This window comes from Bacillus sp. T-10(2022) (assembly GCF_056502895.1).
In genome coordinates this window covers 195,290-209,752 of the sequence record NZ_CP113518.1, presented here as the reverse complement: position 1 = coordinate 209,752, position 14,463 = coordinate 195,290, and the positions used below count along the sequence as shown (strand labels likewise).

General features: G+C 42.4%; 14 protein-coding genes. 5 read left to right on the top strand and 9 right to left on the bottom strand.

Features of this window, described 5'->3' with window-relative positions; all coding sequences use genetic code 11:
• Positions 1-99: 99 nt before the first annotated feature.
• Both OSJ91_RS01155 and OSJ91_RS01150 read right to left on the bottom strand, forming a co-directional pair.
• A complete protein-coding gene (locus OSJ91_RS01155; protein WP_485890841.1) occupies positions 100-2,133 on the bottom strand; it encodes a Na+/H+ antiporter in 2,034 nt (677 codons plus the stop codon).
• 268 nt (positions 2,134-2,401) lie between these two features.
• A complete protein-coding gene (locus OSJ91_RS01150) occupies positions 2,402-3,292 on the bottom strand; it encodes a diacylglycerol/lipid kinase family protein (protein ID WP_350300906.1) in 891 nt (296 codons plus the stop codon).
• Between the two features lie 481 nt (positions 3,293-3,773).
• Between OSJ91_RS01150 and yhfH (OSJ91_RS01145) the strand changes: the two genes are divergently transcribed.
• The 5 genes from yhfH (OSJ91_RS01145) to yhfH (OSJ91_RS01125) are packed head-to-tail and all read left to right on the top strand — an operon-like array spanning position 3,774 to position 4,592.
• Positions 3,774-3,908: a protein YhfH gene (gene yhfH, locus OSJ91_RS01145; RefSeq protein WP_137017534.1), complete on the top strand. Its 135-nt coding sequence runs from the start codon at positions 3,774-3,776 to the stop codon at positions 3,906-3,908.
• A gap of 43 nt (positions 3,909-3,951) precedes the next feature.
• Positions 3,952-4,089: a protein YhfH gene (yhfH, locus tag OSJ91_RS01140; protein WP_350300905.1), complete on the top strand. Its 138-nt coding sequence runs from the start codon at positions 3,952-3,954 to the stop codon at positions 4,087-4,089.
• A gap of 29 nt (positions 4,090-4,118) precedes the next feature.
• Positions 4,119-4,256: a protein YhfH gene (yhfH, locus tag OSJ91_RS01135; protein WP_096340823.1), complete on the top strand. Its 138-nt coding sequence runs from the start codon at positions 4,119-4,121 to the stop codon at positions 4,254-4,256.
• A gap of 29 nt (positions 4,257-4,285) precedes the next feature.
• Positions 4,286-4,423, top strand: coding sequence for a protein YhfH (gene yhfH / locus OSJ91_RS01130; protein WP_101225681.1), 138 nt, complete (start codon positions 4,286-4,288; stop codon positions 4,421-4,423).
• A 28-nt stretch (positions 4,424-4,451) separates the two neighbouring features.
• On the top strand, positions 4,452-4,592 hold the full coding sequence (gene yhfH, locus OSJ91_RS01125) for a protein YhfH (RefSeq protein ID WP_072274044.1): 141 nt from the start codon (positions 4,452-4,454) through the stop codon (positions 4,590-4,592).
• A gap of 126 nt (positions 4,593-4,718) precedes the next feature.
• Here the strand turns inward: yhfH (OSJ91_RS01125) and OSJ91_RS01120 are convergent, their stop codons facing one another.
• The 7 genes from OSJ91_RS01120 to hflX all read right to left on the bottom strand — a co-directional run bounded on the left by OSJ91_RS01120 (position 4,719) and on the right by hflX (position 14,346).
• The gene (locus OSJ91_RS01120; RefSeq protein WP_413020166.1) at positions 4,719-6,353 is read right to left on the bottom strand and encodes a PucR family transcriptional regulator; all 1,635 of its coding nucleotides are present in this window, start codon (positions 6,351-6,353) and stop codon (positions 4,719-4,721) included.
• A gap of 157 nt (positions 6,354-6,510) precedes the next feature.
• Positions 6,511-6,729 (bottom strand): hypothetical protein, encoded by a 219-nt coding sequence (locus OSJ91_RS01115; protein WP_034304894.1) that lies wholly within the window; start codon positions 6,727-6,729, stop codon positions 6,511-6,513.
• Positions 6,730-6,746: 17 nt separating this feature from the next.
• Positions 6,747-8,234: an NCS1 family transporter gene (locus OSJ91_RS01110; protein WP_485890840.1), complete on the bottom strand. Its 1,488-nt coding sequence runs from the start codon at positions 8,232-8,234 to the stop codon at positions 6,747-6,749.
• A 41-nt stretch (positions 8,235-8,275) separates the two neighbouring features.
• Positions 8,276-9,694 carry a dihydropyrimidinase gene (hydA, locus tag OSJ91_RS01105; RefSeq protein WP_485890839.1) on the bottom strand — a complete coding sequence of 473 codons (1,419 nt, stop codon included), beginning with the start codon at positions 9,692-9,694 and terminating at the stop codon, positions 8,276-8,278.
• A gap of 14 nt (positions 9,695-9,708) precedes the next feature.
• On the bottom strand, positions 9,709-10,995 hold the full coding sequence (preA, locus tag OSJ91_RS01100; RefSeq protein WP_350300901.1) for an NAD-dependent dihydropyrimidine dehydrogenase subunit PreA: 1,287 nt from the start codon (positions 10,993-10,995) through the stop codon (positions 9,709-9,711).
• 26 nt (positions 10,996-11,021) lie between these two features.
• A complete protein-coding gene (locus OSJ91_RS01095; RefSeq protein WP_413020443.1) occupies positions 11,022-12,380 on the bottom strand; it encodes an NAD(P)-dependent oxidoreductase in 1,359 nt (452 codons plus the stop codon).
• A gap of 700 nt (positions 12,381-13,080) precedes the next feature.
• Entirely contained in the window at positions 13,081-14,346 is a 1,266-nt protein-coding gene (gene hflX, locus OSJ91_RS01090) for a GTPase HflX (protein ID WP_350300899.1), read from the bottom strand.
• Between the last annotated feature and the right edge of the window lie 117 nt (positions 14,347-14,463).

Here is a 14,463-nt window from a genome sequence, read left to right as displayed (position 1 = left end):
AATTATTGGATACATTAAATATTCGATACCCGGTCCGATATTCCCTTCACAAACCGGAAGGAGCACTGCCGAATATATCGGCAGTGCTCCTTCTGTTAATCAGTGTGTATTTTCATTGATTGTCAGTGCTTCCCGTAAATTGATTTGCTGGCGGAGTATGTTGGCAACATCACGGGAGATTTGTCGTTTTTCAAACATATCCTGCACTTCGTCCCGTTCTGCCTGGATCGCTTTATAGAACAGCTCTCTTTCATATTCGACCATTTTACTCGGGGTACGGCCTCTATTTTCACGTTTGCATTTTAAAATCAACACTTTATACTCGTCTATGATCATCGAGGATGTCTTATGATTATCGGCTGTAATTCCGGCTTGTATCTCTTGGATGGCAGCTTTATACATCCTGATTTTAAGATCCCTGACCTTTTCCAATCTCTCAAGATTGATTTTTCTTATTTCACTTTTATTAGGGAAAAATAATTTTAAAACCCTTAGCATACTTCTTCTGAAAAGCGTTACTGACCTGAAAAAACGGAACTTCAGTCGATTTGTTACGGCGCCTTCCATACGCTGGATGTATTCCTTGCATATATACGCCGTTTCCCGGTCCACTTTTTCATCCTTAATAAGTTTATCCAGGAATCTTTGCTCTGCTTCAAGGGCCTTGAAGCGAAGGTCCTTCTCTTCTTCCCTTAATGCAGCCGGTTCTTTCTCCTGTTCTATATAGGACAGTTCATTGATCTTGGTACAGTACCTGGAAATGATCGATAAAGCCGCTTCCCGGTTTTCATCTGTCATTTGGGACTCAATCACCCGAATAGCGGCTTGATGTGAGTGAATGGCAGCAGCTTTCGTTTTGTCAGCCTGCTTGTCCACCACTTCCTCTTCTTCTGACCGTGCCACGATTGGCAGAAATACACTCGCAACAATCAGTGTCAGCAATATTACACCCGCTGCAATGAAAATGATTAACGAACGCTCAGGAAAAGGACTTCCATCTGCCAACACATATGGAATCGAGAACGAACCCGCTAACGTTACAGCTCCGCGAACACCGGAAATGGTAATGATTCCAGCAGCTTTTAAGTCTGGTTTTTGGGCTCCCGCTTTTTTCGTCATCCAGCCAATCGACCAGGCAGCCGTAAGCCAAATGAATCGTAAAGCGAAGAGGAAAAGTGTAATGATCACGATATAAAGGATCACTTGTCCATTATTGAAGGCTGGATCTTGAAAGATAGTTTTCGCAACGCTTGGGATTTGCAAGCCAAGCAAAACGAATACAAGACCATTCAATACATATAAAATGACGGACCATGTACTCTTTGAAACGACTTGAAGTTCTACAGTTGGTGATATTTCCCGATCTCGTTCAATGGCATGGACAATTCCCCCAGCCACGACTGCCAAAATCCCAGAAAGGTGGAAATGTTCCACAGCGAGGAAAATAATAAAAGGAGTTAGGATTTGGATCAGCATATGCATCGTGACATCTTCCATCCCTAAACGGCGAAGAAATACACGAAGCCTGATAATGATGAAAGCTAGTATCGCTCCACCTACAAACCCACCAATTGCAATCCATATGAAACTGAAGGTTGCGTCCACTAAGGAGAAAACACCAGTGACTGTAGCTGCAACGGCAAACTTAAAGGCAACTAAACCTGAGGCATCATTCATTAGCCCTTCGCCTTCGAGAAGGTGCATGATGCTCTTCGGTAACTTGACCCGACTAGCCAAAGCGCTTACTGCCACTACATCCGTAGGTGACAAAATGGCCGCTAAAGCGAACGCTGCCGGCAATGGTATCGAAGGGATCATCCAATTAATTAAATACCCGCCTGCCCAAACCGTTATGAATACCAGGCCTAGTGCAAGCATCAGAATGGGTGCTCTCAACTTCCAAAGTGCTGTTCGTGGTACATTTTTACCATCATTGAATAATAGGGGTGCGATGAATAATAGCAAAAATAATTCCGTCTCCATCTCAACATGCATACCCAGGGGTAAAAGTGCCAATATGACACCCAGTGCTATTTGTATTAATGGTACAGGTATAAAGGGTATAAAATGGTTAATTACATTAGACACTCCAATCAATATAAGAAGAGCTAATATAACAAGAAAAAACTCCATACAAACATCAAACTTCCTCTCTCATCTATAATCATAACTATAAGCGTAACATATTTATACCCAGTCATTCATGCATTAACTATTCTAACCTGGAATCCTCCTGAATAATAATACCTTTTATAAAAGCGAAGGAGCTTACGTTGTGCACGATGAACATCACAAATCAAATCCATCATTAAACCTTGGGTAACCGCATAGAAAAAAAGCTGATTGGCTAACCCATAATCAGCTTTACCACATGATGAATGACAATGAACCATATAACAAGTTATTTAGTTCCCGGGACAAAGAGACGAAGATGTTTGTGCAGTACATTTGCCTGGAAAGGAAGAAGAATGCCTTCATCTCCATCGATATTGACTGCAAGTTCCTCTGGTGTAGTTAAATGGAGCTTGGAAGTTTTAATATATTCAACTTCGTCATTCCCCATGATCTCCCCCCTGATCAAACTGGGAATGATCTTGACGATGAGAGGAAGAGATAAATCCTTAATGATGAATGTGTGCAGCTTTCCATCATTCACTTCCGCCTCTGGTGCAAGTTGTTCGAAACCGCCGACAGAGTTAGTCATTGTTGCAATTAGTAAATGAGCCTCTCCCATCCACTTTCCCTGATCATGTTCAACCGTTAAAGGAAACGGAGTCTTTTTAATGATCGCTTTTGCTCCTTCAATGAAATATGCAAAAGACCCAAGACGGGTTTTTTGTTCAACGGTAACATTATAGGTGGCTTCGGCGATTGCCCCTACTGCCAACACATTCATGAAGTAACGGTCATTGATCTTCCCTATATCCGATTCCTTAATATGCATATCCTTCAATATCTCGATGGCAGCATTGGGATTCAGTGGTATTCCCAAAGATCTAGCGAAATCATTGATGGTTCCTAGTGGAATGATTCCGAAAGTAGGCCGATGCTGCTGCTCGCCCAAACCATTCACTATCTCGTTCACCGTTCCATCCCCACCCATGGAAATGACAGCATCGAACCTTTCTGCACAGGCCTCCTTAGCAAAACCCGTAGCATCCCCCTCTCCTTCCGTTTTACGAACGCATACCTCATCAAAAATTTCACCAAGTGCCTTTTCCGCTTTCGGTAAAATCTTCCCTGCCTTTTCCTTGCCTGAAGATGGATTGACGATAATCATTGCTTTCGACATATGCTACCCCCCATTATTGTACTTCTACTAGCAAGTTACCTCTTTACTGATGTATTAAAACCACACAGACAGGAACTTACACATAATCGCTGCCGCTTGAATTTTGCTGACATTTTAGAACGAGCTCTCTTATATGTTACATCGACTGTGAAACAGGCATTCATTGATCACTGATCTTCCTGTTTCTCATCTGTTACATTAATGCCTATCACAACACATTGAAAATTGTCTGTCCGTTTCGCTCCCTCTTTGTTTTTTCGTTTTATAAAAAGCGTTATTTCTTCCATTTCCTACTTGCCGTGAAGAAAAATCCAAAAATAAACAGATGATGATTCCCTTACCTATAGGGTTTTTAGACAATCAGAGAAAAAAATTTCAAATTTTCTGTAAAATACCTATACATTTTCCAAATTCGGGTATATACTGTATTATAACAACAAGCAAACAACAAAAACTGTACTATAAAGAGGGGGAGCGAGACATGCAAGCAAATCAATCAGATTTACTCATAATCGATTCATTTAAACATTGCCCGGAATGTGGTGAAACACATGTGGACCACTCAGATTCCTATCTGATGGAATGCGATCGCTGCCTTTCCAAACGTGAAGAATAAAGCGATCGGAAAATATATCTAACATTAAAAGGAGGAAATCATCATGCAAATGAAAAAATCCATTGAGTTTTTTAACAATATCCCTGCAAAACATTGCCCCGAGTGCGGTGAACATATTAACGAGCATGCTGAATCCTACTTAATGGAATGTGACCGCTGCCTTTCCAGACGCGAAGACTGATTAAACCAAATCAAAAAGGAGGAACCATCATGCAAACTATAAATCCACTGGAATTCTTCAGGACACTGCCGCCTAAACAATGTACGGAATGCGGAACCCATATCACTGAACAAGCTGAATCCTACTTAATGGAATGTGACTACTGCCTTTCCAAACGTGAAGACTGATTAAACCAAATCAAAAAGGAGGAATCATCATGCAAACCAAAAACCCTTTGGAATTCTTCAGGACACTGCCGCCTAAACAATGTACGGAGTGCGGAACCCATATCACTGAACAAGCTGAATCCTACTTGATGGAATGTGATCACTGCCTTTCCAAACACGAAGACTGATTAAACCAAATCATGAGGAGGAATCATCATGCAAACTAAAAACCCTTTGGAATTCTTCAGGACACTGCCGCCTAAACAATGTACGGAATGCGGGACCCATATCATTGAACAAGCTGAATCCTACCTCTTGGAATGTGACCGCTGCCTTTCCAAAAAAGATGAATATTAATAAAAGATGCTGACATCAAGGAGCTATATAGGCCATTTTGATGTCAGCATTAACCTTGTTATCTGCCTCCCTTTCCTTGCATTCAAAAAAGGATGTCCCAGGGACACCCTTCAGTCTTACTTATTTTTATCTTCCAATATATTTGTCTACATATTTTCCACTGATTTTCCTGCTGCTGTATTGCAAGAAGTCCAATGCAAAAATCATGAATTCAAGGCCCAGACGCTTATCTGAACGCATAAAATCAGAACCTAGCAGTTTCTCCAATTTTTCAAGCCTATGATATAGCGTTTGCCGGACAATGAATAGTTGTTTCGATGTTTCCTGTTTAGAACCGTTACAGGCAAGGTAGGTCTTTAATGTTGGCATTAACTCACCATTGTTTTGCTTGTCATATTCAATGACAGGACCTAAATATTCGTACACCGTTTCCTCCAGATTACCATGCTTATTTATGAGCGAAATCATGCGATGCATATGTAAGTCCTGATAAAAGATGCTCCTGTTATCCTCTGGTAACGTATCCTGAAGCAGCAAAGTTTCACGGGCCGTTTCATAACTTTTATAAATCTCACTTAACCTTTGAACATGCTTTCCAAAACCAATGGAAAGCAGACCCATACGATTTCGCCCGCTTACATCCATTTTCATGATTCGATCCACCGCGCTTGTAACCCTTGATTTCCAATCTTCAGATGGACGATTATCACCCAAAATAAAAACAAGATGCTGATGCACTTCCATGGAAAATATCTGAAAGCCGTACTGTTCAAAAATTGTTCGAAACATAATCTTAAAATAGGTTCCATCTAACTTTGCGGAACTTTTATCATACTTTGGGTGTTGTTTGCAAATGCAAACAATACCCCCATCCAACTGCATTTTCGGATCAATATAGGATAGCCTCTCCCGGATTGCTTCGTCACTATATTCACCTTCAATCCAATTTGTAAGCCATTTACTTTCTTCCGACATTTTCTTTTCTTCTATATATATCTCCCTTAATAGATGCTGTGCCAATGCGGTAGCCGTTCGATCCAAGATCAGTGAATCAAAATCAGTCAACTCTCTGTCGTTGCTGCAGATGAGCAGTTCCGCATAATTTTCACCGAGCACTTGAATCGGCTGTCCAAGAACGGTTTTATCCAATTTCCGCTTCTCTTCGTATATGTCCGCCACCATTTGATAGGTTGTTTTTTTCTTTATTTTTGGAATGCTGGCTATATCATTTTCATTAAAGATAAGAATAACCTGTACATTTAAATAGCTGTGGAGAAATTTTAGAATTGGTTCATAATGGTCAATTTCGAGGAGATTTTTATTTAACTGCTGTGAGTAGTTTTCTAAGTTGGAGATCATCTCATATTGTTTATTGATGATAAGGGAATGTATATCCTGCGTGATTTCTACGAAAGGGACTTCTTCATGAAATAGGATGATAGGGAATTGCCGTTCATTTGCGAGATCGATGGCACATTGCGGCACTGCCATGGTGTTGGCGCCAATCTCTATACAGAGTCCAGCTGCATCGCATTCTATTAACTGTCTTAAGTAGGATAGAAATGTGTCATCGCAGTCTTTCCACCCTAAACCGGTAGTCAGTATCAGTTCGTTTCCATTTAACAAATGGCTGATTTGGGTGACTTCCATGCAGTGGACCCACTTCACTTGACGCTTTATCCCACTTCTACCTGCAATTATATCCGTCAGATTAAAATGCTTGCGTGTTAGAATTTCCTCGATTGTAATCGATGTATTCATCCAGCCACATCCTTTTATAAAACTGCTTTAAAATCTATTATAAACGGACAAACCTTAAATCTCCAGACACTTGTCAGAAAATCTAACGTCAAAATTCTACAAAAAACTCGAACAAAAAGGGCCCATTCGTGAGGAATAGGCCCGGTCCAAAACGATTTCAATTTAATTTTTTTTTGAAAAGCAATGTAGAGAAGTATTTCCTTCCTTCCGGGGTTTTGATGTTCAATTGCTTCCATTCCTGCTTCGTTCCTTCAATCAGTTCAAAATCGAGAAAGGCTCCACTTAAACTTTCGGAAACCCGGGTGATTCGATATCCTCTTTCAAGTAAAAAATCGATTTGTTCCCTTTCTAAGCGATACTCTTGATATTCGGACATTTCCATTCCCCCCTTTTTCAAACGTTCTCCTTGCCGGTGGTCGTAGCCGTAAAAACCATCTCTTCCTCAAGTTCTGGGCCATTTCCGATTATCCAATCCCTTCCGACGGAAATGCCTAAATATTTCTCATCGCTCGGATCAATGATTTCAGCTTGTTCATATCGCTTGAACCACCAATACTTGGCTAATATAAAATAACTTGCACCGCCGAGAAGAAAGCCAATAATAAACGAATAATTTGAAAAAATCGTGGCACCAATTCCTCCAATCACCCAAGAAATGATTCCTGCCCAATTCACTCCATTCAAGTACTTATACTGGCCTTCACTTTCATAGAGTTCTTGTACATTCACTCTCCGTTTACGAAGGAAATAGTAATCCGATACCAGGATGCCGACAATGGATGCCAGGATTCCACCTATTATTAATAAAACTTCTATGATGATGCCGAACAGGCTCCATGGCTGAACTACTATCCCAATAACCCCCGCTACAACGACCCCTGCCCAAAATGGCATTTTAGGACCCATGACATTGGAGAAAATGGTAGCTGCGGGAATGACATTGGCTGTAGTATTCGTCGACCATTGAGCAAATACGATCATGATCAAAAGGACGCCGAGGGCAATTCCACTTGCTGATTCCTGTATGGCAACTACAGGATCATAATTGGAAACGGCCATATAAGAAACCGCACCGATAATCACCATGAAAGTCTGGGTGATGGGATAGGTGATAATATTCCCAATTATTTGCCCCTTATTGCGCTTGAACCAATTTTTTTCATTTTTTGGTGCCTTTATATAGCGGGAAAGCGTAGGCATATCTGCAGTCAACGTGCCCCAAAATCCCATATTTGCCATAATGACGACCATGAAAGCCGTTGCGGCGGCCCCGCCAGTGACCGGACTTTCAATCCAGGACCATACATCTCTTCCTTGGGCTATAGCCTGATCGGATAGAGTGAAATACATCCAGCCGGAAATTAAAATGATGACGGGCGCCGCCAAGTCGGCGAATCGTTCTATCGACTTTATTCCCATTGCCGTATTCACTAATTGTAAAACGGCAAAAATGAGGAAGCAGATAAACCAATTATCAAAATCAAAAAGGGTTGTGAAAATAGCGTTCATTGCAGTAGCTCCAAAGTAAGTATTGAGGCCGAACCAGCATGACGCTACAAACCCCCGTACAACCGAAGGGATGTGGGTGCCAATCGTACCGAACGGCGCCCTCATATAAACGGGGAATGATATTCCATGTTCAACACCAATATCCCCTGTCATTGTCATCAAAAAGCCGAGAACCACACAGGCAATGACCGTTGCAAGAACGACCCAGCCTAAGGATAAACTTTGGACACCGTTCCCACCGATTGCGAAGGCAGCCAATACTACAGCCATGCCCACCCAAATGAAACCAAATCCGGCTGCACTTATGTTTTTCTCACTATGAGGTATAGGCAGCAAATCGGGAGACTTTAAATAATCTTTCTTCTCACTCATAAAAATCCCCCTAATTTAATTTGCAAGATTCCTTACCAAAGTTAGACTGTAAGCTTTTTCCCGGTATCCGGCTTCAGCGACGCATTATATTTTGCCCGTTTCAGGAATTGCCCTTTTCCAACTTCGCCCACAAATTGTTTGTCTTTAATGACGAATTGACCTCTCGATAAAACGGACACCGGTTCACCTGTAATTTCCATACCTTCAAACGCATTATAATCCACCGCCATGTGATGGGTTTCTGCAGAAATGGCCCTTTCAACTTTCGGGTCAAAAATGACAATATCAGCATCCGAACCTACCGCTATCGTCCCTTTCTTCGGGAATAATCCAAATAGCTTGGCGGCACGCGTAGATGTCATGTCGACGAATTGATTCAAGGTAATGCGCTCTTTCATGACTCCTTCAGAAAAGAGGATACTCATGCGATCCTCAATCGTTGGCCCGCCGTTCGGTATTTTCGTGAAATCTTTACGTCCAAGTTCCTTCTGTCCCTTAAAATCAAAAGAGCATTGATCGGAGCCGATCGTTTGCAGCTGGCCCATTTTCAAAGCATTCCATAGCACTTCCTGGTTTTTCTTCTCCCTTAACGGCGGGGACCATACATACTTAGATCCCTCGAAATGGGGCTTTTCAAGATAAGATTGGTCAAGAACCAGATATTGCGGACAAGTCTCCCCCCAAATATCCACCCCTTTATTTCTTGCCTCAGTGATCTTTTCAACCGCATCTTCACAGGTGACATGAACGACATAGAGCTGGCCATTTGCCATTTCCGTCAGTTTGGCAGCCCGTCCAGTTGCTTCCCCTTCAAGCTCCGGAGGCCTTGTTAATGCATGATAAATTGGATCCGTGTTACCTTCAGCCAGCGCCTGCTTCGTAAGATAATCGATGACATCGCCATTTTCAGCATGAACCATGACAAGTGCGCCAAGTTCCTTTGCTTGCAACAGAGTGCGGTATAGTGTGGCATCATCAGCCTGAAAAACATTCTTGTAAGCCATGAACACTTTAAAGGAAGAAATCCCTTCATTATCGATGATACTCGGCAGCTCAGCCAATACATCATCATTAATCTCACTGATCATTAAATGGAAACCGTAATCTATGGCCGCTTTTCCATTGGCCTTTTCATGCCATGTTTCTATCGCTTTCTTTAACGGCACCCCTTTTTCGGTCAAACAAAAGTCGATGATCGTTGTCGTGCCTCCATATGCAGCGGCAATCGTTCCCGTTTCATAATCATCCTTTGTCGTTGTCCCGCCAAACGGCATATCGAGATGTGTATGCGGATCAATGCCCCCCGGAAAAATATAAGCTCCTTTTGCATCAATGATTTCAGCCCCCTCAGCCGGGAGGTCCTTGCCAATCATTGCAATCTTCTCATTTTCAATCAATATATCGGCTTGATACGTATCTGCAGCCGTTGCAATCGTTCCATTTTTAATGATTTTCTTCATATTAGACCCCTCCATCATTTTACGAAATCAACACTTTCACTGCTTATGCCCCCAAGGAACGATTGTCGTTCATTCCACGTCATTGGCGGTAATTCATTTGTCAATTCGATCATATCGATCGCCCCATCGGCCGGACAGACGATCGAGCATAGATTACAGCCTACGCAATCTTCTTCGCGCACTCTCAAAAAGGAGCCGCCTGACGTGTCCTTTAACATATCTATACATTGATGAGAAGTATCTTCACACGCAATATGGCATTTATTGCAGTTAATGCACACATCATTATTAATGCGCGCAACGACCTTATAATTAAGATCTAAATTCCCCCAGTCGGAATAGCGCGGTACGGACTTACCGACAATATCCATCACGGAGGATATCCCTTTTTCATCAAGGTAATTGGAAAGTCCATCAATCAAGTCTTCTACTATTCTAAAACCGTGATGCATGGCAGCCGTACAAATTTGCACTCCAGTGGAACCCATCAATAAAAATTCCACCGTATCCTGCCAATTTGAAATGCCTCCTATTCCGGAAATGGGAACATTGATCCTATTATTCCTTGCACACTCTGCCACCATGTTCAAAGCGATCGGCTTCACAGCGGGACCGCAATACCCTCCGTGAGCCCCCTTGCCGCCAACATGGGGAATCGTATTCCATGAATGGATATCCACTCCTGCCAAGCTGTTGATCGTATTGATCATGCTTATTGCATCCGCACCGCCGCGCACCGCCGCTTCAGCCGTAACCGTAATGTCGGTTATATTCGGTGTAAGCTTGACGATGACAGGTTTGGAAGCAGCTTCTTTCGCCCAGTATGTTTGCTTTTCCACAAGTTCGGGAACCTGTCCCGAAGCAGCTCCCATCCCGCGCTCTGCCATACCGTGCGGGCAGCCAAAGTTCAATTCGTAACCATCTACCCCTACATCTTCTATGCGCTTGATGATCTCATGCCACTTTTCCTGTTGCGGCTCCACCATCACCGATGCAATGATTGCATGATCAGGGAACCTTTTCTTCGTTTCATATATTTCTTTAAGATTCACTTCAAGCGGACGATCCGTAATCAATTCTATATTGTTGAACCCGGCAACTCTCTGTCCATTAAAGCTGACCGCTGCAAAACGTGATGAGACATTCAGGATGGGATCACCCAATGTCTTCCAAACAGCTCCTCCCCAGCCAGCTTCAAATGCGCGCTGGACTTGATAACCCGAATTAGTAGGTGGTGCTGAAGCAAGCCAAAAGGGATTGGGAGATTTAATACCTGCAAGATCAATTGATAAATCAGCCATGATAAGCCTCCTATTTTTCATAGTTATTAAGCAATATCCACCGCTTCGCAATTCAAAATCGAGTCAATTTCATAGGCTGTCTTTTTCCCTTGCTGGGCAGCTGAAACAACCATTGCCTCACCTTGGCCTTTTCCGAAGATCACGTCACCGCACGCAAAGATCTTTTCATGCGATGTCTTATAGGAATCACCATCCAATGTAACGACACCATCATCATGTTTAATGCCGAACTGTTCAATCAATTCTACATACCTGGATTGGCCTATAGCACGAATGACCCCATCGACCGGTATGACGAACTCCGATCCGGGAATTTGGACTGGACGGCGCCGCCCATCTTCCCCTGCCTCGCTAAGCACCATCTTCACGCACTCGATGCCCGTAACCTGACCGCTTTCATCCGCGAGGATCCTGGAGGGGGCAGTCAGCCAGTGAAACCCGACACCTTCTTGTTTGGCAAACTCATATTCAAAATCATAGGCTGTCATTTCCTTTTGGGTACGACGATAAATAATGCTCACCTGTTCGGCGCCCAGGCGTACAGAACAGGTCGCGGCATCGATCGCCGTGTTTCCAGCTCCAATTACCGCCATCTTCTTCCCAATGAATTTATCAGTGATTGCCCCTGTTTTCGTTGCTTTAACGAAATCGATTGCATCATAAACTTCAGCCAAATCCTCCCCTTCAATTCCAAGCTTAGGGACATCGGACATGCCGATAGCTAAAATGACCGCATCATAGTCGGCAGTCAGCTGATTTGCGGAAACATCCACTCCGACCCGTGTATTCGTTTTAATATCAACATCCAAACTCTTTACTTGTTCAACTTCCCAATAAGAAATGCTCTGAGGCAAACGGAACGATACAATCCCGTAAGTATTTAATCCGCCTGGATTCTTTTCAGCTTCGAAAATGGTTACACTGTAGCCAAGCAAGGCTAATTCCCTTGCTGCAGACAAACCCGCCGGACCGCTTCCTACAATGGCAACTTTTTTGCCATTCTTTTTCCCGGCCTTGAATAGGGCTTGTTTATTTTGGATGGCCCAATCTGTGGAATAACGCTGGAGATTGCCAATCATGATTGGCTTTGTAGAATGGTTCAGGACACATGCTCCCTCACATAACTCTTCAGTCGGACATACCCGCGCACAGCTGGCACCGACAGGATTGGCCGTCATGATCGTCTTGGCCGACCCTTTAAAATTACCTGAAGCTATCTTCTTAATAAAACCTGGAATATCTATTCCGGTCGGACAGGCTTGGATACATGGGGCATCATAGCAGTATAAACATCGATTCGATTCTTCCAAAGCTTCCCTTGGGGATAAACCCCTCTCCGCTTCCTGAAAGTTAATCTCTAGACCACCTTTTAACGGGCTCGTCATACTCATCCACTATTTCTCCTTCCAAACATTTATTTTGAAAAATAAAAAGGGAGGAATTGCATGCATTTCTCTCTACTGTCCTCATATTTAAACGATTGAAATCATTGCCAACATGGTTTCTGTCAATTTATTCAACTAACAAGTCATGGCGATTTTCCAGCCAAAATTCTCTCGTTTTGTTTATTATTTTCTATCATTCTCTCACTGGTCACGCCTCTATCCCTGCTTCCTTCTAACACAAAAAGCCCCCCCTACTAATCTTAAAAACTCAAAACCTCAGAGAATTGAGTATTCTTTATTTTATAATGTTGAAAAGCAAGTTACATTATACAAAGTGTAAAGTATTCCCAGATGCTAGATATGCAATATGTAATATTCATGTTATATTTCCTAACAATAAATGATAAACATCGTCATTTTTCTACATTCAAACTTACTTTTCATCATACTTACTGATATTATTTGGATGATTTGTTCCAAAACCTACTTATCAACACTTTGTCCACATAAAAAAAAGCCCAGAAACTCAATTCAGGGTTTCCTGGGTCTTTTCACTTTTATCCACAACTTATTCACATATTATATGGCAATATTCTCTTTGTTTTTGCGGAACAGAAGCATTTTAACAAAAGTTATCCACATTAAGAAATCAACTTTTCCACTTATCAACAAACCGTTAACAATTTATCAACAGGCAGGCTCATTCCGGATGAATAACGTATCGTTTATATTTCTCATAATCCGTTTTCTTGCACTCAAGCTTTATTCGATATCCATTTGCCTCATATTCAGTTTCCGTTATGTGACCACTTTCATTGAAATAGGAAACAAGCTGCCCTTGATCATATGGAATCAGCATTTCACAGTGAGTATAGTCGACAAAAATATGCTGGCGAATTTGATCGATCAATTCCTCGATGCCGACTTTGTTTTTTGCTGACATATATACAGAGTCACGATTCACCTTAGGGATTTCCAAATCGGTAAGGTCCGCTTTATTATAGGCAAAAATCGTCGGAATCCCTTTAATGCCTATCTCATTTAAAGTCTTATCCGTTATCTCCATTTGCTGCTCATGATTTGGATTGGAAAAATCGACAACATGGATCAACAGATCCGCTTCTACCACTTCTTCTAATGTTGATCGGAATGCTTTCACGAGATGATGGGGCAATTTAGACACAAATCCCACCGTATCAGTCAATAAAAATTCCTTATTATCCGGCAGCGGAATGTTTCGGACGGATGTTTCAAGCGTAGCGAACAGCATATCCCTCTCAAACACCTGCTTCTCTGCTGTTGGATGGAACATCTCGATCAAAGCATTCATGATCGAAGATTTACCTGCATTTGTATAACCGACTAAGGATACGACAGGGATGGCATTCTTTTTCCGCTGTTTCCTCTGCGTTTGCCGGTGTGCAACAAGGTCTTCCAGTTCCTTATTCAAAACACTTATATTTTCCTCGATTCTCCTGCGGTCAAGCTCTAACTGCTTTTCACCTGCACCTTTGTTTGTACCGACCCCGCCACTCTGACGCCCTAATGACTCCCTCAAACCTACAAGACGCGGGAGCATATACTGCAGCTTCGCCACTTCCACCTGAAGCTGTGCTTCCTTCGTTTTCGCCCGATGCGCGAAGATGTCCAGAATCAAGATTGTCCGGTCAATCACCTTGCAATCCATGTCCCTCTCCAGATTACGAAGTTGCGAAGGGGAGAGCTGATCATTAAAAATGACGACATTAGCTTCTTTATACTCAACGAGATTTTTTACTTCCTCGATCTTCCCGGTACCGATAAAATGTGATGAGTTCACCCGATGCAAATTTTGTGTGATGGTCCCGGCAACTTCTACCTCACATGCTTCCGTTAAATTGGCCAATTCCTCCATCGAATACTCAAAATCCTTTGAACCGTTGAGATTAACTCCAACCAAGATTGCCCTTTGCTGTAATTCCATCATTTCAAATCCCTTCCGTACTTACCTTACTCCCTATATTATACTTAAACAAACCTTTCATGCTGCCTAAAAGCCAGCCACATTGTAGCATACCCGACATCGCTTGCATAACGATTGCTG